Genomic DNA, 24,918 nt, shown 5'->3' with positions numbered 1-24,918 from the left:
AGTTTGAATATGTTATTATTTGGTTTAAAAAGTCCAAAATTGTCTTTAAAGGAGTAAAAAATGAATAGAGTCACTGTTATTGGCAGTATCAATTTAGATACCAATTTACGTGTAAGGAAAATGCCTAAACCGGGAGAAACGGTTCACGCCACTGGTCATTATTCAGCAGCTGGGGGTAAGGGTGCCAATCAGGCAGTAGCGGCTGCCAGATCAGGTTGCAAAGTTAGTTTTATTGGTGGTGTTGGCAATGATGCACCAGGCAGCGAAATGCTTAATTTGCTCAAAAAAGAAGGCATCAACACTTCTGGCATTACTACTGCGCCTCATGAATCAACAGGTCAAGCTTTTATTACTGTTGATGATAATGGCCAAAATTCAATTACTATCTATGCTGGCGCTAATTATGCTTTTGGGCCCAATGAAGTTGTTCAAAACAAGGCTTTAATCGCCAATTCTGATTTTCTCATCGCCCAGTTTGAAACGCCACTAGAAGCAACAATTAAAGGGTTCGAAATTGCTCATGCAGAAGGCGTCACAACTATTTTAAATCCGGCACCAGCGCTGGCTGAAATTCCAGCAGACTTGTTAAAATTGACCGACATTATTACTCCGAATGAAACTGAGGCCGAAACAATTACCGGCATCAAAGTAATTGATGAAAAAACCGCCCAAGAAGCCGCTGCAAAACTACACAAGCAGGGTGTAGCAACAGTTATTATTACCATTGGAGCAAAAGGCGCTTTTTATGATTACCAGGGACAGTGTGCATTAATTCCCGCATTTAAAGTTAAGGCTGTTGATACCACTGCTGCTGGAGATACATTTATTGGAGCTATGACTAGTGTTCTCAAAACGGATTTGACCAATTTAAAAGAAGCAATTCTTTTTGCAAATAAAGCCTCATCCCTAACAGTGCAAAAGTTTGGCGCCCAGCCTGCAATCCCTTTTGCTAAAGATATTAGGCTCGTTAAGTGAACGCAAATTTTTGGTAAAAATTAAGTTTACAATATTTTGCGCTTATACCTCTGTTATTGAAAGCCCTATTTCTATATAATATAAATGTAGTTTAGATTATGCTGACATCTATGCCGGCAAGTTGATTTTTAATAAGAAAGGCTCTTAATTATGACAACTAAGATTGGTATTATTGGTGATGGACACGTTGGTTGTACCGTTGCCCACGAGTTAATTATTTCAGGTTTGGTTGACGATTTGGTAATGATTGATGTTAACGAAGGTAAAGTTAAGGCAGATGCAATTGACTTTGAAGATGCAATGGCTAACTTGACTAATCACGTTAATATTATTGTTAACGATTATAGCGCATTGAAGGATGCTGATATCGTTATCAGTACTTTGGGCAAAATATCCTTGGAAACAAAAGGCGATCGTTTCCAAGAGTTAGAATACAACAAGAAACAACTAGAGCCAATTACTGATTCAATTAAAAGCAGTGGCTTTAATGGCATTCTGATTGTCATCTCCAACCCAGTAGATGCGATTACAAGTCTTTATCAACAATTGACAGGTTTACCTAAAGAACATGTTTTAGGTACAGGTACACTACTTGATACTGCCAGAATGAAGAAAGTTGTTGCTAAAAAGTTCAATGTTGACCCTCGTTCAGTAAGTGGTTTTGCCTTGGGTGAGCATGGTGATTCACAATTTACAGCTTGGTCAACAGTTAAAGTGTTCGAAAAGCCGTTAACAGAATTAGTTAAGACGGAATCATGGAAACCTAGTGACCTTGAAGATGAAATTAAGTTTGGTGGACAAACTGTCTTTATGGGCAAGCATTACACTAATTATGGTGTTTCTGCCGCTGCTGTAAGAATTGTCCGTGCCGTTTTGACAGATTCCCGCACTGAATTGCCGGTTTCAAGTTTCCAAGATAAGTATAGTACATATATGTCTTATCCAGCCATTGTTGGGCGTGATGGAATTGTTCACAAAATTGATTTACAATTAACTGCCGAAGAAGAAGAATTGCTGCAAAAGTCTGCTGAAGCAATTAAGGAAAAATCCCAAGCCTAAATATCTGAAATTTAAAAATAAGCTTGTATACTAATACCCCCAATTTGTTATAAATTGGGGGTATTATTGTGGTTAAATTAGCAACTGCATTATAAATTTATTGACAAATCGTTACTAATTTTTTAATTAAATTCTGCTCTAAAAATAATGTTATATATTAAGCTAAACCCTGAGCAGCTTGCTTATTTTTACTAGGTATATCTTCAAAGCCTAAAACTAAAGTCATGACAAAAGACACAGCCGCTGCAATAATCATGGCAATGATAGCGGTCCACAAATTACTTAAGTTATTAGGATTTGCTGGATTAATCCACATTGGTAGGGTAATTAGTCCCGGTGTCATAAAAACATAGGCGTTTAGTCCCTTAAAGCCGGCATATAGCCCGCCACAAAATCCGCCAATCATACACGCATACATTGGTTTACGCAAACGGAGTGTAACACCATATAAACATGGTTCAGTGATACCGGCAAAAAGTGCTGTTAAACCTGCTGAAATTGCAGTACCTCTAAGTTCTGGATTCTTGGTCTTGAACGCAATGGCCAAAGTTGCAGATGCTTGGGTAATATTATGCATAAGCGTTAAAGCTCTAGTTAATGGATCTACACCGTTTTTATTAATTGCTTCGATACCAGCAATTGCCAGTGCTGAGTGCATACCAGTTGTAACTATCCAAGGATATACTAATGCTAATAGGGCCAATGACAAAGGTCCTAATTTGCCACTTAGGAAAAAGACAATTTTAGATAAAGCAAATGACACTGCTGTCATTGCCGGTCCTATAACCACTAATGTTAGCGGAACTATGATTAGAATGGTTAATAATGGTGACATAAACGGTTTAATGGATTTCCACAAGTGTTTATCCAAGAAATGTTGGATATATGACATTATCCAAATTGCCATAATTGCGGGAATAATGGTGCTGCCATAACTGATGGACATTACTGGTAGTCCGAAGATAGATAAAGGCTTACCGCTTGCTACTAACTTGATAAAAGTTGGATTTAATAATGCACAGCCAACTAGTGCTGCTAGATAAGGATTGGCTTTAAATTGTTTTGCTGCCGCTAAGGCGACAAATATTGGCAAAAAATAAAAGGCAGAGTCAAATATTAGCAGTAGAATTTGATAAGTCATATCTTTATCAGATACGAGATGTACCATTTTAGCAATCAAAATCAAACATTTTCCCATACCACCAGCAACTAATACTGGTATTAAAGGAGTAATGCAACCTACAATAGCACTTAAAACTTTAGAAATTATATTTGTATGTTCTTTAGTTTTTGTTCTCGGTACTTCTTGAGTTTCGGAATTGGTGTCATTTTCATTTGCTATCAATTCTTGAAAAGCATTATAGACATCATCAACACGATTTCCAATGACTATTTGAATTTGGTCTCCCTGTTTAACAACACCTATCACTCCGGAAATTAATTTGATTTTTTCAATATTTATTAATTCTGGGTTTTTGGGAATTACTCGTAAGCGAGTTGCACAATGCCAAGTTTTTTCTATATTTTGTTTCCCGCCAACTAGTGGCAATAAAGCTTGAGCAATTTCTTTGCTATTCATGATTAGTTCCTTCTTTCTCAAACAAATTTTTTCCTTGAGAATCAATTACTCGACGATACCAATAAAAGCTTTTCTTGGGCCAGCGTTGTTGGGTTCCTTTGCCTTTATTATCTCGATCGACATAAATAAAACCATATCTTTTAGCCATTTCTGCAGTGGAAGAACTGACAATATCAATCAGCCCCCATACTAAATAGCCCATTACTTCAATGTGATCTACATTAATTACTTTTTCTAGTTGGACAAGATGTTGTTGATGATAGCTAATCCGATAATCATCATTAATTTTTTTATCATCATTTACAACATCTCGTGCTCCCAAACCGTTTTCAACAATAAATAGGGGAACTTGAAAACGATTGTATAAATCTTGGCAAAGAATTCTTAATCCCAGAGGATCTATTTGCCAACCCCAATCGCTTCGTTTCAGATAGGGATTGCTTTTACCCTTAATTGTGTTACCTTCTACTTGGGCTACATCATTTTCTGTTCCAACTGTTACCGACATGTAATAGCTAAAGGCTAAATAATCACAGGTGCCCGTAGCAATTGCTTTTAAGTCCTGATTAGTGATATCTAAATTTAAATCTTCTGTTAACATCCTATAAGTTGATTTAGGATAGTGTCCCTTTATTTGAACGTCACCAGACAAGTAAGTATAATGTCTTAATTGTTGCGCCAACATGTCATCTTGCGGTTTACAAGAATAAGGATACGCAGTCAAGCCTGTAATCATACAGCCAAAATGTGCTTGGGGATCAATTTTTCTTCCATATTCTACAATCTTTGCACTAGCAACATACTGATTGTGCATAGCTTGGTACTCATTCTTTTTGGTAATCAAGTTCGATGTTAATCCTGCGCTAACAAAAGGATGCCTTAGTACACTATCAATTTCATTAAATGGTATCCAATATTTTACCAAGTCCTGAAATAAATCAATTGCTGTTGTCGCAAAATGGATAAAACTTGTCATAACTTCACGACTAGTCCAACCGTTATTTTCAACTACTAGTTTAATTGGCATTTCATAATGTGATAATGTAACAACAGGTTCAATATTATGATCTCGTAAATTTTTAAATAAGTTACGGTAATAAGTAACAGCTTTATAATTAGGTTTAGACTCACTTCCAGTGGGAAATAATCTAGTCCAAGCAATTGATGTGCGAAAAGCATTAATGTGCATCTGGGAGAGTAAGTCAATGTCATTCTGATAGCTATGATAAAAATCAATCCCGGTCCTTTTAGGATAATTTTGATCATTATGATCTTTTAAAAACGCATTGATTTGTTCAACTGATAGATGATTCAGATCAGTAGCATTACATTGCATAATATCAGCGGTTGAAGGACCCTTTCCGTCTTCATTCCAAGCTCCTTCAGCTTGATTAGCAGAAATGGCACCGCCCCATAAAAATTTTTTAGGAAATAACTTTGTTCTTTCCATAGTAAAAACCTCTAAACTTTTCAAATATTTGTTAACGCTAACATCATGGCTAAACTTTATCATTAAATTCAACCATGTGCAACGGCACAATAAATAAAAATATTTTGTGCAAAAAATCAATTAGGAGAAAAATATGCTTGACTTAGACACCCTGATCAAATTAAATTACCAAAAATTGACACCACAAGAACGAAAGGTAGCTGATAAATTAATCAAGCATCCCAGGTTTGCTCTTGAAAAAAACATTGCAAAATTAGCATCGAGCATTAATGTCTCACGTAATACCATTACAAGGTTTTGCAAGGCACTGGGATTTAGCGGCTACACGGAATTTAAATATGAATATATCAAATTTATCAACCGCAGAATGCGGAATAAGGCCACTTCCAGTAATAATTTTATTCATGAGATAATCACTACGTATAAGGATAAAATCGGCGAAATTGAAACGAAAGGAAAACTAAAAGATAACGATATTAAGCAGTTAGCAAACAGTATTGTTGAACACAAACCACTTAAAATTATTGGCACTGGTAAATCCAGTCCGGTAGCGCAACAATTGAAATATAGTTTGCAAACACTGGGAATTTATGCCCAAATAATGGATTCGATCTATTATGCTAATGATTTTGGATATTTATTTAATAATGATGATGTAGTTATAGTTTATACAGTGTCTGGTCACAGCATTTTTACTAATGCTGTTATGAGAGGTGCAATAGAGAAAAAGGCTAATGTCTACATGGTTACAACCAATGAAAACATTGATGTGCCATTAAATGCACTTTTCGTACTGCCTAACGTCGGTGCTGACAACTCTTTTTTGTTTAGCAATCACACCTTTTTCTACATTTTTAATGATATTTTGTGTAATTATGTTGATGTTTTGCTAAATAATGACAGTTTATAGATAGCAACAAATATTTTATTCTGACAAAGCACAAAAGCGGTTTTTCGTCATTTGAAAAAGAGCTAAAAATCATGCTGTTAAAGCGTTAAGCGTAACTAAAGATTATTTAAAAATGCTTAACGCTTTTTTTGTGTACAAACTTGAATATTGTGAAGGAATAGGCAATTCAAATAATTGACAAAAAGTAAGTAAACGCATAGCATTAGAGACATTGATAGTTGCTAACAAAAAGGAAGTGAAATGAAAAAGGGCGAGACCAAATACTAATAAGGAAAAGTAATGGTTATTCCTGATCAAACCAGTTGGGTCTTTGTCGTTCACTTGTCGCAATAGTGCTAGCAATTATGACATTTAATCTACGAAAAAAATAGTTCGTAGATTTTTTATTTTTGTGACTGTGCTTGATGCTCTTTTTCTGAGATCAGGCCGTCTGCATAAAAGTGGGAGGTAAAAAATGAGTTGGCAGATAATTACACAGAGTTTGCCTATTTTTTTAAAAGCCTTTGAATTAACCCTTTGGCTATCGTGTGTAGGCATTGTGTGCTCAATCCTTGTTGGTATTATCACCAGCTTGGTGCAGTATTTTAAAGTGCCCATACTGGGTAGAGTTTTGACAGTTTACGTGGAGCTTGCACGCAATACTCCGCTCTTGATTCAATTGTTCTTCTTGTATTATGCCTTTCCGGTCATTGGCTTAAAAATGTCGGCCCAAGTTTGCGGTATCATCGGTCTGGTGTTCTTGGGCGGAGCCTACATGGCTGAAGGTTTTACAGGTGGTTTTGCTGGGGTTAGTCCAAGTCAAATTGATGATGGCAAAGCATTAGGGATGAATGATTTGCAACTAGCACGCTACGTTGTTTTTCCACAAGGTTTTGCTTTGAGTATGCCAGCTCTAGCGGCTAATATTATTTTTTTGATAAAAGAGACATCGATTTTTTCAGTCATTGCAATTCCTGAACTGACTAACACTGCTTTGGATTTGATCGGAATGTATTATCGCTCAAATGAATATCTTCTCGTGTTGGTCATTGCCTATGCCATTATTTTGGTGCCAGTAATCTTACTATTGAATTTTGTAGAAAGGAAAGTGCGTTATGGAACATTCGGCAATTAACGTCTTCTTTGCTGGTAATAATTTTGCGCGGATTCTGCAAGGTCTGTGGACTTCGGTCTGGATTGCTGCACTCAGTTTATTAATCGGTTTAGTACTGGGAACCTTGCTTGGCATTTTAAGAACACTGCCTAATAAAACAATTCGCTTTATTTTACGGGCTTACCTGGAATTTTTCCGTATTGTTCCTACTATTGTCTTGCTGTATCTGGTTTACTACATTTTGCCGCGGAGCTTGCATATCAATTGGCCGGCTAGTTGGATGGCAGTCTTAGCCTTTTCATTATGGGTGTCAGCTGAATTCAGTGATATTGTGCGCGGAGCTATTGAGTCAGTACCAATTACGCAAAAAGAATCCGGTCAAGCATTGGGCTTGAGCGCCAGTCAATTATTTCGTTATGTCTTGCTGCCGCAAGCAATGCAATTAGAATTACCAGCGACCATAAATTTAGCTACGCGGGTAATTAAAACCACATCGCTACTCATGCTGATCAGCATCATGGATGTGATTGCAATTGGTCAGCAGATTATTGAAGCCAACAACCAGCAGTATCCGAGTGCAGTTTTTTGGATTTACGGCTTGATTTTTATTTTGTACTTTGCAATTGATTATCCGTTGTCCCTTTGGGCTAAGCGCCTAGCTGCCAAGCAAAAGAGGTAAGGAAAAATGACAGAAGAAATTTTACGAGTTGAAAATTTGAACAAGTATTATGGTGATTGGCAGGCTCTGCATGATGTTAACCTGACATTGTACAAGGGTGAGGTGCTGACTTTATTAGGTCCATCCGGTTCTGGTAAAAGTACGCTAATCAGGTGTTTAAATGGACTTGAAACATTTAGCAGTGGTGCTATTTACTTCAAGGGTAAAAAAATAGATGGCTCTAGTAAAACTTGGCAAGCTTTGCGGCAAAAAATTGGCATGGTCTTTCAGAGTTACGACCTCTTTCCTAATTTAACTGTGATTGAGAACATCATGCTCGCTCCAGTCAAGGTGCAGAAACGTTCTGAAAAAGAGGTTAGGGCTGAAGCTATCAGCTTGCTAAAGCGGGTGGAACTAGAAAAATACGTCGATACCTACCCCCGAGAATTGTCAGGTGGTCAAAAGCAGCGTATTGCAATTGTTCGCGCTCTAGCCCTTCATCCCGAAATCATGCTCTTTGATGAAGTGACAGCTTCACTGGATCCGGAAATGGTTCGTGGCGTTTTGCAGATCATGGCAGACTTGGCTAAAAAAGACCATATGACGATGATTATCGTCACTCATGAAATGAACTTTGCGCGGCAAATAGCGGACCAAGTGTTATTTTTAGAAGACGGTAAGATCTTAGAAAATACTTCTGGCAAAGAGTTTTTTGCACACCCACAAACTGATCGTGCCCGTGATTTCCTTACGAGTATGGATTTTTAAGGAGTAGAAAATGAAAAACAAAAAAAATAGAAATATCATCATTGGAATTTTAGTAGTTTTAATCATAGCTGTGGCAGCATTTTTTGGTATCAAATCAGGAACAAGTAACAATACTAGTGCCAACGAAAGCAGTGTGAGTGCAATTAAAAAACGGGGCGTTTTACGAGTTGCTGTATTTGGCGATCTGCCACCTTATGGTTGGGTTGATGATCACGGCAATCGCGTGGGTTACGACGTTCGCCTTGCACGTCAAATGGCTAAAGATATGGGCGTTAAAGTGAAATTTACCCAAGTTAATGCCAACAACCGCGTTGACACCCTGAATTCAAATAAAGCCGATATAATTTTAGCCAACTTCACGGTGACACCCGAGCGTAAACAAGTAGTTGATTTTGCTAAACCATACATGAAAGTATCGGTTGGGGTAGTTTCCCCGAAGAATTCCCTAATTACTAGCGCTAGTCAGTTAAAGGGTAAAAACTTAATTGTCAACAAGGGTACAACAGCAGAAAATTACTTTACCAAAAAAGGCGGCGTAGAATTGCTGAAATTTGATTCCAAAACGCAACAATTTAATGCTTTTAAAAACAAACGCGCTGCTGCTTTAGCGGATGACAATTCTTATCTCTATGCTTGGGTAAAAAAGAACCCTAATTACACGGTTGGAATTAAAAACATTGGGCCTAATCAATTTATCTCACCCGCAGTTAAAAAAGGCAATAAGTCACTTTTAAACTGGACTAATAAAGAAATTACTAAATTAACTAAGAAAAAGTTCTTTATTGCTGATTATAATAAGGAATTAAAACCTTATTTTGGTAAAGAGGTTAAACCTAGCGATATTGTTTTAAATTAATCCAGCTGCTATAATAAATAAGTCTTGAAATTTACCTTTAAAGATGATAAGGTATTAAACGTTAATCGATTAATCTATGACTTGCAATAGGAGTCATGGCAAAGGAGTAATAAATTATGAAACAAGGTATTCATCCAGATTACCAACAAGTAGTCTTTATGGATTCAGCTACAGGTGCAAAATTTGTTGCTGGTTCAACTTTAACATCAAAAGAGACAGTAGATTACGAAGGTAAGACTTACCCATTAATCCGTGTTGAAATTACTTCAGATTCACACCCATTCTATACTGGCAAGCAAAAGTTTGCTCAAGCCGACGGTCGAATCGAAAAGTTCAACAAGAAATATGGCATGAACAACAAGTAATATCTTCAATCTGGTGGAAGGCAGCCCCATTGGGGCTGCTTTTTTATGTAAAACTTAATTGATATACTACTTTATTAAGGAGTATAATTACTTCTTTAGCAAAAAAATTCTTTTTTGGCTAGGAGAGACAAGATGAAAATGCAACTGGCAGAAATAGCCAAAGCAATTAATTCAAAGTGTGAGGGTAACGAGCAAACTGTTATTACTTCTGTTGCCTTTGATTCAAGAGAGATCGCTGCGGGTGGCTTGTTTGTACCGCTAAAAGGTGAACGGGATGGTCATGACTTTATTAATAGTGCCATCAGTAATGGTGCTAGTGCGACATTATGGCAAAAAGGTCATCCGAACAAGCCTGATAATATCGCTGTCTTAGAAGTAGAAGATCCTCTCAAGAGTATGCAGCAATTGGCACAGTACTATTTAAATAAGGTAAATCCTACTGTTGTTGGCATTACCGGTTCAAATGGTAAAACAACTACTAAAGATATGACAGCAGCAGTTTTAGCTAAAAGGTTCAATGTTCATAAAACTGATGCTAACTTCAACAATGAAATTGGCGTACCTATGACTATCTTAGATATGAAACCGAATACAGAAATTCTGGTTTTAGAAATGGGTATGGATCATGCTGGGCAATTACACCAATTGAGTGAATTGACCCACCCTGATGTCACTGTTATTACCATGATTGGCGAGGCTCACATTGAATTTCTTGGTTCACGTGCTGGAATTGCAGATGCTAAAATGGAAATTACGGATTTTTTACGTGAAGACGGCGAATTGATATATAACGGTGATGAACCGCTTTTACGTGAAAGAGCTGCTAAAATAAAACAAGCAAAAGTTACATTTGGTTTTGCAAAAAATGATACAGTTTATGCAACAGGTTATCGCAGTTATAAGCACCATGCTACTTTTACAGTTAATAACTCTGAACGTAAATTTTCTATTCCAATGATTGGTAAACATAATGTTTCTAATGCGCTGTCTGCTATTTGTGTTGGACGTCATTTTGGTGAAAGCGATGAAGAAATTGCTTGCGCTTTAGAAAAATTTACTCCAACCGCAAACAGAATGGAATGGGAAAAAGGCGATGTAGGTGAGGACATTATGAGTGATGTCTATAATTCTAATCCTACCGCCGTGCGTGCTGTAATAACCAGTTTTGGGCAGATTCAGGTTCCTGTTGGAAGCCGTAGAATTGCCGTTTTGGGCGATATGCTGGAACTAGGGCCAAGATCAGCTGCTCTTCATGCTGGGTTAGCAGATTGTTTAGACCCGCAGGTAATTAATGAAGTTTACCTGTTTGGTACAGAAATGAAACATCTGGCTGAAGCATTAAAAGACAGTTACGATCCCGAAAATTTGCATTATTACACCCAAGACGAAATGCAACATATGATTGCAGATTTAAAAAATGATATTAAGCCAAACGACATAGTAGTCTTAAAAGGTTCGCACGGAATGCACCTTGAAAAAGTAGTTGAACGGCTTAGGTAAGGAGAATTTAGTGAAATTTTCAGAATTAGGTTTAAAAGATGAGCTTTTGAAAGCAATTAAGCGTTCAGGCTTTGAGGAAGCCACGCCAATCCAGGAACAAACAATTCCTTTGGCTTTAGCTGGTAAGGACGTGATTGGTCAAGCTCAAACCGGTACCGGTAAAACTGCAGCTTTCGCATTGCCGATTTTGCAGAATTTGGATAAACATAATAAGGTAATCCAAGCATTAATTATTGAACCAACAAGGGAACTTGCTATTCAAACTCAGGAAGAACTTTTTAGACTGGGTCGCGATGAAAATGCGCGTGTACAGGTTGTATATGGCGGTGCCGATATTGGTCGCCAAATTCGCTCTTTGAAAAATCATGTGCCGGCTATTTTAGTTGGTACGCCGGGACGTTTGCTCGATCACTTAAAACGCAAGACTATTAATTTAGAAAATGTTAATACCATTGTTTTAGATGAAGCTGATGAAATGCTGGACATGGGTTTTATCCAGGACATTGAAAGTATTTTAAGTTACGTTAAAAACCGCAAGCAAACCTTGTTGTTCAGTGCCACGATGCCTAAGCCAATTTTGAACATCAGCGAAAAGTTCATGAACAATCCTGAAATTGTGCGCATTAAAACTAAGGAATTAACTGCTGATTTAATAGACCAATATTTCGTCCGTGCTAAGGATGCAGAAAAATTCGACATAATGTGCCGGTTGATAGATGTTGAAAGTCCTGATTTGGCAGTAGTCTTTGTCAGGACTAAACGTAGAGTTGATGAAGTCACAAGAGGACTGCAAGCACGTGGCTATAATGCTGCCGGTATTCACGGTGATTTGTCACAGGCTCGTAGAATTACTGTATTAAAAAGATTTCGTGCCGGCAAGTTGGATATCTTAGTTGCTACAGATGTGGCTGCCCGGGGATTGGATATTTCTGGTGTGACCCATGTTTACAACTATGATATTCCTCAAGATCCTGATTCTTATGTTCACCGGATCGGTCGTACTGGACGTGCTGGTCAAAATGGTTGCTCAATCACTTTTGTTACACCAAATGAAATTGGCTACATGAGAACAATTGAACAGCTAACTAAGAAGAAAATGACACCGCTGCGTCCACCATCTGATGATCAGGCATTGCGCGGTCAACTTAAAGTTGCAAAGTCCAAGATTGAAGATATCATGAAAGAGGACTTATCTAAATATACTGATGATGCGGACGAGTTATTAGAAAATTATTCTGCGGTTGATTTAGTTTCTGCTTTTCTTAAAAACTTGTCTAAGGATTCTTCCAGTGTTGAAGTTAAGATTAGTTCAGAAAAACCTTTGCCGTATAAGGGCAATGGTCGTGGTGGCAGAGGCCGTGGTCGTTATAATCGTGGTAAGAATAGTCGCGGCGGTTATCGTGGCGGCAGCCGCAGCCGTGGAAGTTATCGCGGCGGACATTCAAGAAGATCCGGCAATGGTCATAATTTTGTGATTAAGAACAAAAAAGATTAACGATTTTACTAAAAAAGGGTTGCAACAATTTACAACTCTTTTTTAATATTATAATTTCTATACTAAGAGGTAAATAAAATGATTGTTGGAGTCGGTATAGATGTTGTTGAAGTTGAACGGGTCAAAAAAATTGTCGCCAAAGGTGATAACTTCGCCCGCAAGGCCTTAACACCAAAAGAATTTGCACAGTATGAGAAACTAGCTGGAAAACGGAAAATTGAATATTTAGGTGGTCGCTTTTCCCTTAAAGAATCTTTTGTAAAAGCTTTAGGCATAGGTTTTGGTAAAGGTGTAGGCTTACAGGATATTGAAACCTTGTGGGATGAATTGGGGCACCCAGTTACAACATCTAGCAAATTTACCGGCAAAATTTTCCCAAGTATCAGCCACGATCGTCATGAAATAGTAACATTAATTGTGTTGGAGAAGTAAAAATGGTTCCAGGATTCCATAGACCAGCAGCTGTATATGTTGATTTAGCTGCAATTAGACAAAATATTGAACAAGAAATTAAGCACCTACAGCCTGGGCAGAAATTATTTGCCGTAGTAAAGGCTAATGCCTATGGTCATGGTGCAGTCAGAATTGCCCAAGAAGCTGTAAAAGCAGGAGCCAGCGGCTTTTGTGTTGCTATACTAGATGAAGCTTTAGAACTTAGGCGGGCAGGAATAATTGCACCAATTTTAGTATTAGGCGTGACCCAACCGGAATACGCGGCTCTTGCTGCAGCTAACGGTATTTCTTTGACCGTTCCCAGTTTAAAGTGGCTCAAAGACGCACAAACTAAGCTTGCAGAAAATAATTTACAGTTAAAAATTCATCTGGCAGTTGATTCAGGCATGGGGCGTATTGGTTTTAGCGAAGATAGTGAATTTAATGCAGCAAATGATTTTCTATTAAATAATCCCAATTTTGATGTTGAGGGGATGTTCACCCATTTTGCTTCAGCTGATAGTGCAGATGATACTTATTTTCAAGGTCAAGTTGATAGATTTACACACTTTAGAAAGTTACTTAAAGTAAAACCAAGGTGGATTCACGTTGATAATACTGCTGCCAGTGTTTTTAATAAAAAAGTTCATAGCGATCTGGTACGCTTTGGTATTGGAATTTATGGTCTAAACCCTTCTTCAAACCCTACAAGTCCTGATTTACCAGTTCAAATTAAATTAAAGCCGGCACTGTCATTTGTGAGTGAATTAGTTCAGGTCCACACAATACATCAAGGGCAGGGCGTCGGCTATGGTTCAACTTACATCGCTGATAAGGATCAAATAATTGGCACGGTGCCAGTGGGCTATGCTGACGGCTTTATCCGTAAATTTCAAGGCTTCAAGATTAAAGTTGGTAACGAATTTTGTCCAATTGTTGGCAGGGTCTGCATGGATCAACTTATGGTGCTATTACCCTATGAAATGGCAGTGGGGACTCAAGTGGTTCTGATTTCTAATAATCCGGCAGCGCCTAATTCAATCAAAAAAGCTGCTGATTATGTTGACAGTATTCATTATGAAGTGGCTTGCCTACTTGATGACCGCTTACCCCGCAAATATTATAATTAAAAAAACATTGCACTTCTTGCAATGTTTTTTATGTCTTTAATTAGTTATTTTCGTCTTGGTTAACGTAAACGCCAGGATTTTCATCACTCATTAATGTCATTCCTGCTTGCAGATCTTCAATTTCAGCAACCACATAGCCTTTGCGCTCAAGTCTTTTAACGATTTCTTTTAAAGTGTCCTCGCCTACACCGGCAGGCAAAGTAAATAAAATACGTCTGACAGAATTATTACTTTTACCCGCTGTTGAAGCATCTAAACTCATAACACCGGCAATGGCAGAGAACTTACTAATGATTCTGGTCATTTTAGCTAAATTACCACGTGAATTATCAGTTAACACTGTTAAGACATAAGAACCGTTTTTAATATTCCAAGCATCTGACAACATATCAAGTAATCTTGAGTGAGTTAGTATCCCATAAAACTTATTTTCTTCATCCAAAACCGAAATGTAGGGCAAATCTTTAATTGTGAAGAAAACTTTAAAAAATGGCGAATTAACTTTTATTGTTTTGGTAGCATTTTTTAATAAATAAGTTACCGGCAAGTTCATGTCTTTACCCTGTGACTTATGGCGGTATATATGCATCTTGTAAATATTACCGCGGAAAATAGTACCAGTATCATCTAAAATTGGCACACATCTGAAGCCAGAATCCTCTAAAATTTTAAGTGCTTCTTCAAGAGTAGCGTGTTCGTTAACTGTAGTTAAATAATCTTTTTTAATAACTAAAGATTTGATAAGCATGAAACTGCCTCCGTAAAAAAATAAATCTCAATGATTATATCATAAAAAGAATAATGATTAAATAAAAATGAAAATAAAATCATCAATTAAATAAATTTTAGCACGTGCTACTTAATTTAAAAAGCTTATTTTATGCAATGAAATTAAAGTGTAATAGTCTTTGCCAAAATCAAGCGTTGTGATTGTGCTATCATTAAATACGACTAAAAATAAGGGGAATTTAGATGAAAATTATAGCAGGTCTGGGCAATCCAGGCAAAAAATATGACGGCACGAAACATAATACCGGTTTTATGGCTTTAAATTATTTTTTACAAAAAAATTCTTTAACTTTGGAACGGGAAAAATTTGAAGGTAAATATACCAAGCAAAAAATTGCTGGCAATGATGTTATTTTACTTGAGCCGCAGACTTTTATGAACGATTCTGGTCGTTCGGTAGCGCAATTTGCCCGTTTCTTTAAGGTTAACCCGCAAGACATACTAATAATTCATGATGATATGGACATGCCGTTAAGTAAAATCCGTATCCGTGCAAATGGCAAGTCAGGCGGTCATAATGGTATTAAGAGTATTATTCGTGATTTAGGTACCAGTGATTTTAACCGCCTGAAAATTGGTATTAGACACCCAGATAACGTGACAGAAGCGAGTGTAGTTTCTTGGGTACTTTCACAGTTTAATACCGAACAACAAAAGTTAATGGATACTGCTTATGCCACAGCCAGTGAAGTTATTTCTGATTTCATAGCCGGAAAGAGCAGCCAATATTTGATGAACAAATACAATTAAAATGCGTTTAACAGAAATAATAGCCAAAGATCATGATCTGACAGATTTTATTAATAGAACGACTACAGTTAAAAATTCACTAATCACCGGTGCTAATGCCGGTGCTTTTGACATGCTCTTGTGCCAGATTGTAATGACACTGGCAAGACCGATAATTTTGCTGGAAGAAAACGAGAATAAGGCTCAGAAAATCTATAGTGAATTAGTCCAGCTTTTGCCTGAAGAAAGCGTGCAGATTTTTCCAGTTGATGCTACAATTGCGACTCAAACTGCTGTTACCTCACCAGATGAGTTGAGCAGCCGTATTCAGGCTTTAAATTTTTTGCTGAGCGCAGAAAAGGGTGTGGTGGTCGCTACTCCCCAAGCTTTGCAATATAAATTATCTGCTCCAGCAGACTACCAAACAGCAAGACGTGAATTTAAGTCGGGAAAAGAATTTGATTTATCTGAGTTAACTAGTTGGTTAGTTCAAGCGGGTTTTCGGCGAGAAAATTTGGTTGCCAAGCCGGGTGAATTCGCCTTACGAGGAGATATTTTGGATATTTATCCTCTTGATCGTGAAAGTCCCGTAAGAATAGAATTCTTTGGTGATGAAATTGACACTATCAAGGAATTTGACCTTGCCAGTCAAAGAAGCCAAAAGCAAATTGATCACTTTTTTGTATCTGCAGCTCAAGACCGTGTTTTTACTAAAAGCGACTTTGAGCGCGCTGCTAAGATGATCAGAAAAGCAGTGGCAGACGCTCCTGCACCTGAAAAAAATGTCAATGAGCATTTTGCTGACGCTTTAGCTGAGTTGGATAATGGCTTTTTGCCCCAAAATTATGCTTTTTTAGTTGATTTTTTAATTGATAAGCCGCGCAGTTTACTTGACTACTTGTCAAATACTGGTTTAGTAATGTTAGACGATTGGCCATTAATAAATCAAGCCGTTAAGACGGTGAACCAGCAGAATCAGGGCTTTATTGATGATGAGTTAAAGACTGGTGCGATGATTCCCGGACAGAGTTTGAGAAGCGATTTTTACAAGGTCTGGGGCAAAGATGAGCATAATCATATCTACTTTTCATTATTTCAACGCAGTATCGGTAGAATAAAACTGGGTCAGTTGTTTGACTGGCAAACTAGAGAACCCGAACAGTTCTTCAGTCAAATGCCCCTGATTAAGTCTGAAATCGAATCATTTCAAAAAAAGGGTCAGACCGTTATTTTGCAAGCTGACAATAATAAAAGAGCTAAGCAAATCAGTCAAACAATGGCTGAATTTGGTATGGATGTTCCAATAGTAAACCCTGGCGATTTAAGTGAAAAACAGACCCAAATTACAGTGGGCTTTTTTACTAGTGGTTTTACCTTACCTAATAATAATTTAGTTTATTTAACTGAACACGAGCTTTTTAATAAAGTAACTCATCACAATCGCAGAATTAGAACTTTAGAAAATGCGCAAAGACTGCGTAGTTATACAGAACTAAAGCCGGGAGATTACGTTGTTCATGTTAATCATGGTATTGGTCGCTTTGAAGGGATCAAGACTTTAGAAAATAACGGGGTCAAACGCGACTACATTACCATTACCTATCAACATGGCGATCAATTATTTGTTCCGGCTGATCAGTTGAAGTTGGTGCAAAAATATGTCGCTTCAGAAGGTAAAAGACCACACGTCAACAAACTCGGCGGTAGTGAATGGGCCAAGACTAAAAGTCGTGTGCAGTCGAAAGTTGAAGATATTGCCGATGAGTTAATCGATCTTTATGCTAAGAGAGAATCGGAAAAAGGGTTCGCCTTTTCAAAAGATGATGATTTACAGCGCCAATTTGAGGATGCTTTTCCTTATGTGGAAACGCCGGATCAGTTGCGGTCAATTAAGGAAATAAAACATGATATGGAGCAAGATAAACCCATGGACCGTTTACTTGTAGGGGATGTGGGTTTTGGCAAGACTGAAGTAGCACTCAGGGCAGCTTTTAAAGCTATTGAAGATAATAAACAAGTAGCATTTTTGGTGCCTACTACTATTTTGGCGCAACAACATTATGAAACCATTCAGGACCGTTTTAAGAAATTTCCTGTTAACTATGCTGTCTTGTCCCGTTTTCAAACTCCAGCTGAAGCTAAAAAAATTACTGCAGGTTTAAAGACGGGTAAAATTGACTTAGTAGTCGGTACACACAGGTTATTGTCAAAAGATGTGCAATTCAAAGACTTGGGTTTGCTGATAGTTGACGAGGAGCAACGATTTGGGGTAAAGCATAAAGAAAGGCTAAAGGAATTAAAAGCTAATATTGATGTTCTTACATTGACGGCTACGCCAATTCCGCGGACTTTGCACATGTCTATGGTTGGTGTGCGCGACCTTTCAGTTATGGAGACGCCCCCTTCAAATAGATACCCCATTCAAACTTATGTAATGGAGCAAATACCAAGTGTGGTTAAAGATGCCTGCTTGCGGGAGATGGAACGCGGTGGTCAGGTCTTTTATTTACATAATCGTGTGGGAGATATTGATGATGTTGTTACTGAACTAGAAAACTTAATTCCTACGGCGAAAATTGTCAGTGTGCATGGTCGGATGAGCAAGAATTTGATGGAAGATATTTTATATCGTTTCTTAAATCGCGAATTTGATATTTTAGTCACTACCACCATAATTGAAACGGGCATTGATATGCCTAATGTCAATACTATGATTGTTGAGAATGCTGATCATTATGGCTTGAGTCAACTCTATCAATTGCGTGGTCGGATTGGTCGCAGCGCCCGCTTAGCTTATGCTTATTTCTTATATCAACCTAACAAGGTGCTAACAGAAATTGGTGAAAAGCGTTTAGACGCAATACGTGATTTTACTGAACTGGGTTCCGGTTTTAAAATAGCGATGCGAGATTTAGCTATCCGCGGTGCCGGCAATATGTTAGGATCACAGCAACATGGCTTCATTGATAGTGTTGGTTACGACCTATATTCTCAAATGCTGGCTGATGCTATTAAAAATCGTAAGACTAAGAAGAAAGTCAAAAAGAGCAATACTGAAATTGATTTGGGTCTTGAAGCATATATTCCAGATAATTATATTGGTGACCAAGAGGAAAAAATTGAATTTTATAAGAAGATAAAATCCGCAAGTGCTGCTGACATAGTGCAAATTCAGGATGAATTGATTGATCGTTTTGGAAATTATCCAAAACCGGTTGAAAATTTATTGGCAATTTCCGCATTAAAATCCGAGGCTGATTTGGCCCAAGTACGCAATATTACCAAAATAAGTGCCAATCAGATAAAAATCGAATTTGCAAGAGCAGCTTCTGATGAACTAAAAGGACCAAATATTTTTAAAGCACTGGAACATGTTTCGTTTAAAGCTAAAATCAACTTGACTCCATCTAAGAGAATGGTTGTGTTGCTGGAATTGCCTACTAATATAAATAACCGGCAACTATTCAATAATTTAATTACTTTTATGACTGCAGCAAGTGATATTATTCAAAGATAAGGAGAAAATATGAGAATTGATAAATTTTTAAAAGTATCCCGCTTGGTTAAAAGACGCCCGGTGGCTAAGGAAATGGCAGATCAAGGTCGAATTAAAGTGAATGACCACGTAGTCAAATCCAGTTATGACGTCAAGATTGGTGACATCATTGAAGTAGGTTATGGGTCAAAACAAGTTAAAGCTAAGGTTTGTGCTATTAAAGAAACAACCAAAAAAGCTGAAGCTAGTGAACTATATGAATTGCAAAATTAGTCTTTTCTTTAATGACATTTTTAGGTGGTCTTGCTATAATTAAAATAGTATTGTTTTGGTAATAGAGGTCGAAATTATGAACGGTCCACGTATATATAATTCACTTAGCCCGGAAGAACAAATAGCACGACTAAGACGGAAACAGGAAAAAAGAGAAAAAGAAGTACACCGTGTGCGGCGTAATCGGATAATTGCAGCTTTTGTGGTGATTTTTGCCTTTTTAGGTGTGCAAATCGGTGTCACCCATGCACAAACTGACCGTATTAACGGGCAAGTAGAAACTTCGAAAAAAGCTCTTAAAAAAATTAATAATCAAAAGCAAACACTAATTGCTAAGAAAAATGATTTAAAGGATCCTGATTACGTGGCCAAGTTAGTCCGTTTTAAATTTCTTTATTCTAAACCTAACGAAACAATTTACAATTTACCTGAAGGAAAAAATAATAATTAATGAAATACCAAGTTGGTCAAAGACTTACAGGAACTATCAATAATATTAGTGATTTAGGCATTTTTGTTACGCTTCCACATCACGTTTCGGGATTGATTCACCATAGTGATTTTGGTAATGACTGGTTGCGCGAAAAAAATAATTTTAATATTGGTGAGCAAATTAGAGTGGTAATTATTCACAACTATAAAGGTAAAATAGCTCTCTCAAAAAAGCGGATTAATGATCCAGAGATAATTGATCATACTAACCCTTTTTCTAGCACAAAAAATGCAGATTTTGATTCGGTTCTATCTCAAACCATTAAAAATGCTCGCAGCGAAATTAAGAATTTAGAACATGAATTGATTAGTTATGCAGATAGATAACTTTTTTAAAAAGCACGATTTAGCACTAACTGGTAAAACTTTAGTTGTTGCAGTTAGTGGTGGACCTGATTCCTTGGCGCTACTTGATTTACTGTATGAACTGAAAAGCCGCTATCAATTCAATTTGATAGCGGCTCATTTGGATCACAAACTAAGATCTGATTCTTTTAAAGAAGAAAACGTGATTAGTAAGTATAGCCAAGGTAAGGATATTAAGGTAGTAAATGGGTATTGGCCGCCAAAAGAGCATCCTAATGTTGGCATTGAAGCTGCAGCGCGAAAATATCGTTACCATTTTTTAGTGCAAGTGCTGCAAGAAAATCACGGCGATTATTTACTGACTGCTCACCATGTGGATGATTTATTAGAAAACATTTTGCTTAAATTTATTCGCTCAGGAAATCCTGGTGAAATGAATAGTTTGCATGCGATTAGTTCAGTAAATGGTTTTACATTACTTAGACCACTTTTGACGCAGAAAAAAGCTGATTTGCTTTTATACGATCAAAAAAAGGGAATACAGTATATCATTGATGAAACAAATAATGATGATGACACGTTACGTAACAGGCTGCGACATCACGTGGTTCCGTTATTAAAACAAGAAAATCCTCAAATTATTCAGAATGCTATTAGGTTTAACGAGCAAGTTAGTTTGTTGACAAAATTAGCAAGTCAAAATTTTGCACGAATTAAGCGGCCTGAAAAGTATTTAGGTTTTGCTTACCGCTTAAGAAAAGATGAACTTAAAGAATTAACGCAAGGCGAACAAGCAGCCTTTTGGCAGAATTTTATTTGGGAGACATGGCATCAGCGGGTAAATAAATATTTAGCTAATTATACTTTACTCAGCTATCAGGATTACTTTTATTTATTCAAAGATTTACCTACCTTATCAACCCCCAAAAAAGTCCATTTAGATCATGAATTCGCTTTTGGGCAACGGCATTTTTTTCTTTCTTTAACAGAACATTTATCACACCGTTTAATAGGCAAATTTTTTGCGCCAGCAAGCGCGAATTTTAGTGTTGGATCCATTAAAACCGGAACAAAGTTATTATTAAAAAATGGCGACCATGTTAAAAGCAAGAAAAAATTTGCTGAAAGTGGCATCCCTAATATATTGCGTCCTTATTGCTTAACGATATATGATAATAACAATGTTGTTTTCGTAGAACAAACATACTGTTACCAAAAAATTGCTGCTAAACAAAAATGTTATTTTTTGTATGAGGACAATTAATAAGAAATTTTAAAATATTAGAGCATAAATAGAATTTGTGATAAACTTTTATTCGTATATCTCTAGAAACTTTGCGGAGGTTTTTTATGAAAAATAACCGGAATCGGCTGTTTTCAAACGGCTTGTTCTATATACTTGTTTTCCTTTTATTAATAGGAGCAATCAACTGGGCAGTTGGCGGATCAGATAATTCAGGCAGCAATGAAAATATTAGCTACTCCGAATTTGTCAAAGATTTGCGCGACGGAAAAGTTAAAAACTTTAATGTTCAGCCTGCTAATGGCGTATACAGCGTTTCAGGAACTTATAAGGAAGCACAAGAAAGTAAAGCACAGTCAAAAAATACATTTGACTTTTTTAACGGTAGTTCAGGTTCAAAAGTAACTCGCTTTTCAACCACGATGTTACAAAATGATTCAAGTGTGTCCAAAGTTCAGGACTTAGCGCAAAAAAATGACGCTAAGATGACTACTCAAGGTGAGTCGCAATCGGGCAACTGGATTTCTACACTTGTGATGTTTGTGCCAACCATTCTCTTTATCGTTATGATATGGATGATGTTCAGCCAAAGTAGTGGTGGACGTGGTGGTAACGGCGGCATTATGAACTTCGGTCGGTCACATGTGAAGCCCGAAGATCCTAAGAAAAACAAGGTACGGTTCTCTGATGTAGCCGGAGAAGAAGAAGAAAAGCAGGAATTAGTTGAAGTCGTTGAATTTTTAAAGAATCCGGCTAAATTTACTAAATTGGGTGCTAAAATTCCTTCCGGTGTTTTGCTTGAAGGTCCTCCGGGTACTGGTAAAACTTTACTAGCTCGTGCTGTAGCGGGTGAAGCAAACGTACCATTTTTCTCAATTTCAGGTTCTGATTTCGTGGAAATGTTTGTTGGTGTTGGTGCCAGTCGTGTACGTGACTTGTTTACTAATGCTAAAAAGAATGCACCCAGCATTATCTTCATTGACGAAATTGATGCTATCGGTAGAAGACGTGGTGGTAATGCCAGCGGTGGCGGCAACGATGAGCGTGAGCAAACTTTAAACCAATTACTGGTAGAGATGGATGGTTTCGAAGGTAATGAAGGTGTTATTGTTATTGCCGCTACTAACCGTTCTGATGTTTTGGATCCGGCGCTTCTTCGTCCAGGTCGTTTTGACCGTAAAGTTTTAGTAGGTACTCCAGATGTCCGCGGCCGTGAAGCAATTTTACGTGTTCATGCCAAAAACATGCCTTTAGCTGACGATGTCGACTTAAAAGAAATAGCAAGACAGACCCCTGGGTTTGTTGGGGCAGATTTGGCCAATTTACTTAATGAAGCGGCACTTCTTGCTGCTAGAAGAAACGGTAATAATATTACTGCGTCTGACTTGGATGAAGCTGAAGATCGTGTAATTGCTGGTCCTGCAAAGAGAAATAGCTTAATTTCTCAAAAGGAAAGACGTAGAGTAGCCTTTCACGAAGCCGGTCACTCTATTTGTGGTTTAGTTCTAAGTGATTCCCGAACAGTGCGCAAAGTTACGATCGTACCTCATGGCAGAACCGGTGGTTATAACTTGATGTTGCCAAAAGATGACCAGTTCTTGCTAACCAAGAAACAATTGATGGAACAAATTGTTGGTCTAATGGGAGGACGTGCAGGAGAAGAAGTTGTAGTAGGTGACCAATCTACCGGAGCGTCTAACGACTTTGAACAAGCTACACAGATTGCTCATAGTATGGTTGTTAACTATGGTATGACTGATTCATTGGGAATGGTTGAGCTTGAAAAGGAAGGCGAAACCAATCCTTACGGCTTTAAGCCATATAGTGAAGCTACTTCTGCTAAGATTGACGAGGCCGTTAAGAAGTTACTTGATGAGGCCCATGCTAAAGCAGTTGAAATAGTTAAAAATAATCGGGAAAAACACCGGATTATTGCCGAGGCTTTACTGAAATATGAAACCTTAGATGAGAAGCAGATTATGTCTCTTTATACTACTGGCAAAATGCCTGAAAAAACAGAGCAGGAATATCCAAGCGAATCTAAGGCTTCCACTTATGAAGAAGCTAAAGCTGCTGCAGAAAAGAAAGAAAGTCAATCTCAGAAAAAGAACATAATTAATTCAGATGAGGCTCAAAAAGAAAGAGAAACTTCATTAGAATCACCTAAACAAAAAAATGAAGAAGCAGAAGAAACCAATCCTGAAAATCCAGAAAGAGCTGAATTTCCAAAGGAAACGGATCTTACTACTGAAGAAAAAACTTCTGCTGAAAAGCAACTTGAACCTGAAAATAAGGATTTAGGGCAAGAGCATAATTCTGAAAATAACGAGGATCATTCACAAGGTGAAGAGGATCATTCACAAGGTGAAAATGATCACTCACAAGACTGATAAAATTAATAGAGCCTACTTCAGGCTCTATTTTTTTAGGAGAATGAAATGAACGATTATTTAGTTAAAGCAATAGATAAAACTAAAAATTTACGCTTATTAACAATTACTGCTACGAACTTGGTTCAAGAGGCACAAACCCGTCATGATACATGGTCAGCTTCTTCTGCCGTGCTCGGACGAACCTTAGTTGCAGGAATTTTACTGGCTGGAGCTGAATTGACTGACAAGGAAGAATTGACCGTCAGACTTTTGGGTGATGGTCCTGTTGGTCCAACAGTTGTGACTGCCAAGTCTGATTTAACGGTAAAGGGCTATGTTAAGAATCCCCATATTGCATTACCCCCAAAGAAGAATGGTCATATTGATGTGAAAAAAGCTGTTGGCAAAGGTTGGCTTGAAGTTACTAAGGATTTAGGATTGAAGAAGCCGTATACAGGACAAGTGCCAATTGTATCTGGTGAAATAGCTGAAGATATTGCCTATTATTTAACAAAATCTGAACAAATTCCATCTGCTGTCGGCTTATCAGTTTTTGTAAATCCTAATAATACAATTGGTGAAGCCGGTGGATTTATGCTGCAGGCAATGCCTGGGGCTTCCGATAGTTTAATTACTGAAACTATCAATCGTATCAATAGCTTGCCTGCTCTTTCGAGTGCCTTTTTAGATGGATTAACTCCTGAAAAACTTGCAGCTATGATTTTGGGGGATGATTGTAAAATCTTGGAAAAAGATAAAGTTGCTTTTAAATGTGATTGCTCTAAAGAAAAATATGGTAATATTTTAGCAACTTTAAAGGACAGTCAGCTGAAAGCCATGATCAATGAAGACCATGGTGCTGAGTTGACATGCAACTTTTGCGGTAATAAATATCAATTTTCAGAAGAGGAATTAAAGGCAATTTTGTCCGCAAAATAAATGGTAAAG

At 37.5% G+C, this 24,918-nt stretch carries 23 protein-coding genes; 20 read left to right on the top strand and 3 right to left on the bottom strand.

The window, feature by feature from the left end:
* Positions 1 to 60 precede the first annotated feature (60 nt).
* A complete protein-coding gene (rbsK, locus tag LACWKB8_RS07005; RefSeq protein ID WP_038523859.1) occupies positions 61 to 975 on the top strand; it encodes a ribokinase in 915 nt (304 codons plus the stop codon).
* Between the two features lie 150 nt (positions 976 to 1,125).
* Positions 1,126 to 2,034 carry an L-lactate dehydrogenase gene (locus LACWKB8_RS07000; protein WP_038523857.1) on the top strand — a complete coding sequence of 303 codons (909 nt, stop codon included), beginning with the start codon at positions 1,126 to 1,128 and terminating at the stop codon, positions 2,032 to 2,034.
* A 157-nt stretch (positions 2,035 to 2,191) separates the two neighbouring features.
* Here LACWKB8_RS07000 and LACWKB8_RS06995 read toward each other — a convergent pair whose 3' ends face one another.
* Positions 2,192 to 3,613, bottom strand: coding sequence for a PTS transporter subunit EIIC (locus LACWKB8_RS06995; RefSeq protein WP_038523854.1), 1,422 nt, complete (start codon positions 3,611 to 3,613; stop codon positions 2,192 to 2,194).
* Positions 3,606 to 5,063: a glycoside hydrolase family 1 protein gene (locus tag LACWKB8_RS06990; RefSeq protein WP_038523851.1), complete on the bottom strand. Its 1,458-nt coding sequence runs from the start codon at positions 5,061 to 5,063 to the stop codon at positions 3,606 to 3,608. The genes LACWKB8_RS06995 and LACWKB8_RS06990 overlap by 8 nt, the downstream gene beginning before the upstream one ends.
* 133 nt (positions 5,064 to 5,196) lie before the next feature.
* On the opposite strand from LACWKB8_RS06990, the gene LACWKB8_RS06985 reads away from it, so the two are divergent.
* The 10 genes from LACWKB8_RS06985 to alr all read left to right on the top strand — a co-directional run bounded on the left by LACWKB8_RS06985 (position 5,197) and on the right by alr (position 14,270).
* Positions 5,197 to 5,973, top strand: coding sequence for a MurR/RpiR family transcriptional regulator (locus LACWKB8_RS06985; protein WP_038523848.1), 777 nt, complete (start codon positions 5,197 to 5,199; stop codon positions 5,971 to 5,973).
* Between the two features lie 454 nt (positions 5,974 to 6,427).
* Positions 6,428 to 7,087 (top strand): amino acid ABC transporter permease, encoded by a 660-nt coding sequence (locus LACWKB8_RS06980; RefSeq protein WP_038523845.1) that lies wholly within the window; start codon positions 6,428 to 6,430, stop codon positions 7,085 to 7,087.
* Complete coding sequence (locus LACWKB8_RS06975) at positions 7,068 to 7,745, top strand: amino acid ABC transporter permease (protein ID WP_038523843.1); 678 nt, start codon at positions 7,068 to 7,070, stop codon at positions 7,743 to 7,745. The genes LACWKB8_RS06980 and LACWKB8_RS06975 overlap by 20 nt, the downstream gene beginning before the upstream one ends.
* A 6-nt stretch (positions 7,746 to 7,751) precedes the next feature.
* Positions 7,752 to 8,492 carry an amino acid ABC transporter ATP-binding protein gene (locus LACWKB8_RS06970; RefSeq protein WP_038523840.1) on the top strand — a complete coding sequence of 247 codons (741 nt, stop codon included), beginning with the start codon at positions 7,752 to 7,754 and terminating at the stop codon, positions 8,490 to 8,492.
* 10 nt (positions 8,493 to 8,502) lie between these two features.
* Positions 8,503 to 9,348 (top strand): transporter substrate-binding domain-containing protein, encoded by an 846-nt coding sequence (locus LACWKB8_RS06965; protein WP_038523837.1) that lies wholly within the window; start codon positions 8,503 to 8,505, stop codon positions 9,346 to 9,348.
* Between the two features lie 116 nt (positions 9,349 to 9,464).
* On the top strand, positions 9,465 to 9,713 hold the full coding sequence (locus tag LACWKB8_RS06960; protein WP_038523835.1) for a type B 50S ribosomal protein L31: 249 nt from the start codon (positions 9,465 to 9,467) through the stop codon (positions 9,711 to 9,713).
* 132 nt (positions 9,714 to 9,845) lie between these two features.
* A complete protein-coding gene (gene murF / locus LACWKB8_RS06955; protein ID WP_038523832.1) occupies positions 9,846 to 11,213 on the top strand; it encodes a UDP-N-acetylmuramoyl-tripeptide--D-alanyl-D-alanine ligase in 1,368 nt (455 codons plus the stop codon).
* Positions 11,214 to 11,223: 10 nt separating this feature from the next.
* Positions 11,224 to 12,708 (top strand): DEAD/DEAH box helicase, encoded by a 1,485-nt coding sequence (locus LACWKB8_RS06950; RefSeq protein ID WP_038523829.1) that lies wholly within the window; start codon positions 11,224 to 11,226, stop codon positions 12,706 to 12,708.
* Positions 12,709 to 12,786: 78 nt separating this feature from the next.
* Positions 12,787 to 13,140 carry a holo-ACP synthase gene (gene acpS, locus LACWKB8_RS06945; protein ID WP_038523826.1) on the top strand — a complete coding sequence of 118 codons (354 nt, stop codon included), beginning with the start codon at positions 12,787 to 12,789 and terminating at the stop codon, positions 13,138 to 13,140.
* A gap of 2 nt (positions 13,141 to 13,142) precedes the next feature.
* On the top strand, positions 13,143 to 14,270 hold the full coding sequence (gene alr / locus LACWKB8_RS06940) for an alanine racemase (protein ID WP_038523823.1): 1,128 nt from the start codon (positions 13,143 to 13,145) through the stop codon (positions 14,268 to 14,270).
* A 40-nt stretch (positions 14,271 to 14,310) separates the two neighbouring features.
* Here the strand turns inward: alr and cbpA are convergent, their stop codons facing one another.
* Positions 14,311 to 15,018, bottom strand: a complete 708-nt coding sequence (gene cbpA / locus LACWKB8_RS06935) for a cyclic di-AMP binding protein CbpA (protein ID WP_038523820.1) — start codon at positions 15,016 to 15,018, stop codon at positions 14,311 to 14,313.
* A gap of 224 nt (positions 15,019 to 15,242) precedes the next feature.
* Between cbpA and pth the strand changes: the two genes are divergently transcribed.
* The 8 genes from pth (at position 15,243) to hslO (ending at position 24,909) form a co-directional block, all read left to right on the top strand.
* Complete coding sequence (pth, locus tag LACWKB8_RS06930; RefSeq protein ID WP_038523817.1) at positions 15,243 to 15,809, top strand: aminoacyl-tRNA hydrolase; 567 nt, start codon at positions 15,243 to 15,245, stop codon at positions 15,807 to 15,809.
* A 1-nt stretch (position 15,810) separates the two neighbouring features.
* Positions 15,811 to 19,305, top strand: coding sequence for a transcription-repair coupling factor (gene mfd / locus LACWKB8_RS06925; protein ID WP_038523814.1), 3,495 nt, complete (start codon positions 15,811 to 15,813; stop codon positions 19,303 to 19,305).
* Positions 19,306 to 19,314: 9 nt separating this feature from the next.
* Positions 19,315 to 19,557 (top strand): RNA-binding S4 domain-containing protein, encoded by a 243-nt coding sequence (locus LACWKB8_RS06920; protein WP_038523812.1) that lies wholly within the window; start codon positions 19,315 to 19,317, stop codon positions 19,555 to 19,557.
* A 73-nt stretch (positions 19,558 to 19,630) separates the two neighbouring features.
* On the top strand, positions 19,631 to 20,008 hold the full coding sequence (locus LACWKB8_RS06915) for a septum formation initiator family protein (protein ID WP_038525035.1): 378 nt from the start codon (positions 19,631 to 19,633) through the stop codon (positions 20,006 to 20,008).
* Entirely contained in the window at positions 20,008 to 20,376 is a 369-nt protein-coding gene (locus tag LACWKB8_RS06910) for a S1 RNA-binding domain-containing protein (RefSeq protein WP_038523809.1), read from the top strand. Before LACWKB8_RS06915 ends, LACWKB8_RS06910 begins: the two co-directional genes overlap by 1 nt.
* Positions 20,363 to 21,619, top strand: a complete 1,257-nt coding sequence (gene tilS, locus LACWKB8_RS06905; protein WP_038523806.1) for a tRNA lysidine(34) synthetase TilS — start codon at positions 20,363 to 20,365, stop codon at positions 21,617 to 21,619. The genes LACWKB8_RS06910 and tilS overlap by 14 nt, the downstream gene beginning before the upstream one ends.
* Before the next feature lie 86 nt (positions 21,620 to 21,705).
* Positions 21,706 to 23,988: an ATP-dependent zinc metalloprotease FtsH gene (ftsH, locus tag LACWKB8_RS06900; RefSeq protein ID WP_038523803.1), complete on the top strand. Its 2,283-nt coding sequence runs from the start codon at positions 21,706 to 21,708 to the stop codon at positions 23,986 to 23,988.
* A gap of 48 nt (positions 23,989 to 24,036) precedes the next feature.
* Positions 24,037 to 24,909, top strand: coding sequence for an Hsp33 family molecular chaperone HslO (hslO, locus tag LACWKB8_RS06895; RefSeq protein WP_038523800.1), 873 nt, complete (start codon positions 24,037 to 24,039; stop codon positions 24,907 to 24,909).
* The last annotated feature ends 9 nt before the right edge of the window (positions 24,910 to 24,918 follow it).

The organism is Lactobacillus sp. wkB8 (genome assembly GCF_000761135.1).
GTDB lineage: Bacteria > Bacillota > Bacilli > Lactobacillales > Lactobacillaceae > Lactobacillus > Lactobacillus helsingborgensis.
The sequence above is the reverse complement of the archived record's forward strand: the minus strand, read 5'-3'. Positions and strand labels throughout refer to the sequence as shown.

What these genes read in the sequence shown, in the direction of transcription:
- rbsK (WP_038523859.1), top strand. Translation starts at nt 61, where the DNA reads ATGAATAGAGTCACTGTTATTGGCAGTATCAATTTAGATACCAATTTA.
- LACWKB8_RS07000 (WP_038523857.1), top strand. Translation starts at nt 1,126, where the DNA reads ATGACAACTAAGATTGGTATTATTGGTGATGGACACGTTGGTTGTACC.
- LACWKB8_RS06995 (WP_038523854.1), bottom strand. Translation starts at nt 3,613, where the DNA reads ATGAATAGCAAAGAAATTGCTCAAGCTTTATTGCCACTAGTTGGCGGG.
- LACWKB8_RS06990 (WP_038523851.1), bottom strand. Translation starts at nt 5,063, where the DNA reads ATGGAAAGAACAAAGTTATTTCCTAAAAAATTTTTATGGGGCGGTGCC.
- LACWKB8_RS06985 (WP_038523848.1), top strand. Translation starts at nt 5,197, where the DNA reads ATGCTTGACTTAGACACCCTGATCAAATTAAATTACCAAAAATTGACA.
- LACWKB8_RS06980 (WP_038523845.1), top strand. Translation starts at nt 6,428, where the DNA reads ATGAGTTGGCAGATAATTACACAGAGTTTGCCTATTTTTTTAAAAGCC.
- LACWKB8_RS06975 (WP_038523843.1), top strand. Translation starts at nt 7,068, where the DNA reads ATGGAACATTCGGCAATTAACGTCTTCTTTGCTGGTAATAATTTTGCG.
- LACWKB8_RS06970 (WP_038523840.1), top strand. Translation starts at nt 7,752, where the DNA reads ATGACAGAAGAAATTTTACGAGTTGAAAATTTGAACAAGTATTATGGT.
- LACWKB8_RS06965 (WP_038523837.1), top strand. Translation starts at nt 8,503, where the DNA reads ATGAAAAACAAAAAAAATAGAAATATCATCATTGGAATTTTAGTAGTT.
- LACWKB8_RS06960 (WP_038523835.1), top strand. Translation starts at nt 9,465, where the DNA reads ATGAAACAAGGTATTCATCCAGATTACCAACAAGTAGTCTTTATGGAT.
- murF (WP_038523832.1), top strand. Translation starts at nt 9,846, where the DNA reads ATGAAAATGCAACTGGCAGAAATAGCCAAAGCAATTAATTCAAAGTGT.
- acpS (WP_038523826.1), top strand. Translation starts at nt 12,787, where the DNA reads ATGATTGTTGGAGTCGGTATAGATGTTGTTGAAGTTGAACGGGTCAAA.
- alr (WP_038523823.1), top strand. Translation starts at nt 13,143, where the DNA reads ATGGTTCCAGGATTCCATAGACCAGCAGCTGTATATGTTGATTTAGCT.
- cbpA (WP_038523820.1), bottom strand. Translation starts at nt 15,018, where the DNA reads ATGCTTATCAAATCTTTAGTTATTAAAAAAGATTATTTAACTACAGTT.
- pth (WP_038523817.1), top strand. Translation starts at nt 15,243, where the DNA reads ATGAAAATTATAGCAGGTCTGGGCAATCCAGGCAAAAAATATGACGGC.
- mfd (WP_038523814.1), top strand. Translation starts at nt 15,811, where the DNA reads ATGCGTTTAACAGAAATAATAGCCAAAGATCATGATCTGACAGATTTT.
- LACWKB8_RS06920 (WP_038523812.1), top strand. Translation starts at nt 19,315, where the DNA reads ATGAGAATTGATAAATTTTTAAAAGTATCCCGCTTGGTTAAAAGACGC.
- LACWKB8_RS06910 (WP_038523809.1), top strand. Translation starts at nt 20,008, where the DNA reads ATGAAATACCAAGTTGGTCAAAGACTTACAGGAACTATCAATAATATT.
- tilS (WP_038523806.1), top strand. Translation starts at nt 20,363, where the DNA reads ATGCAGATAGATAACTTTTTTAAAAAGCACGATTTAGCACTAACTGGT.
- ftsH (WP_038523803.1), top strand. Translation starts at nt 21,706, where the DNA reads ATGAAAAATAACCGGAATCGGCTGTTTTCAAACGGCTTGTTCTATATA.
- hslO (WP_038523800.1), top strand. Translation starts at nt 24,037, where the DNA reads ATGAACGATTATTTAGTTAAAGCAATAGATAAAACTAAAAATTTACGC.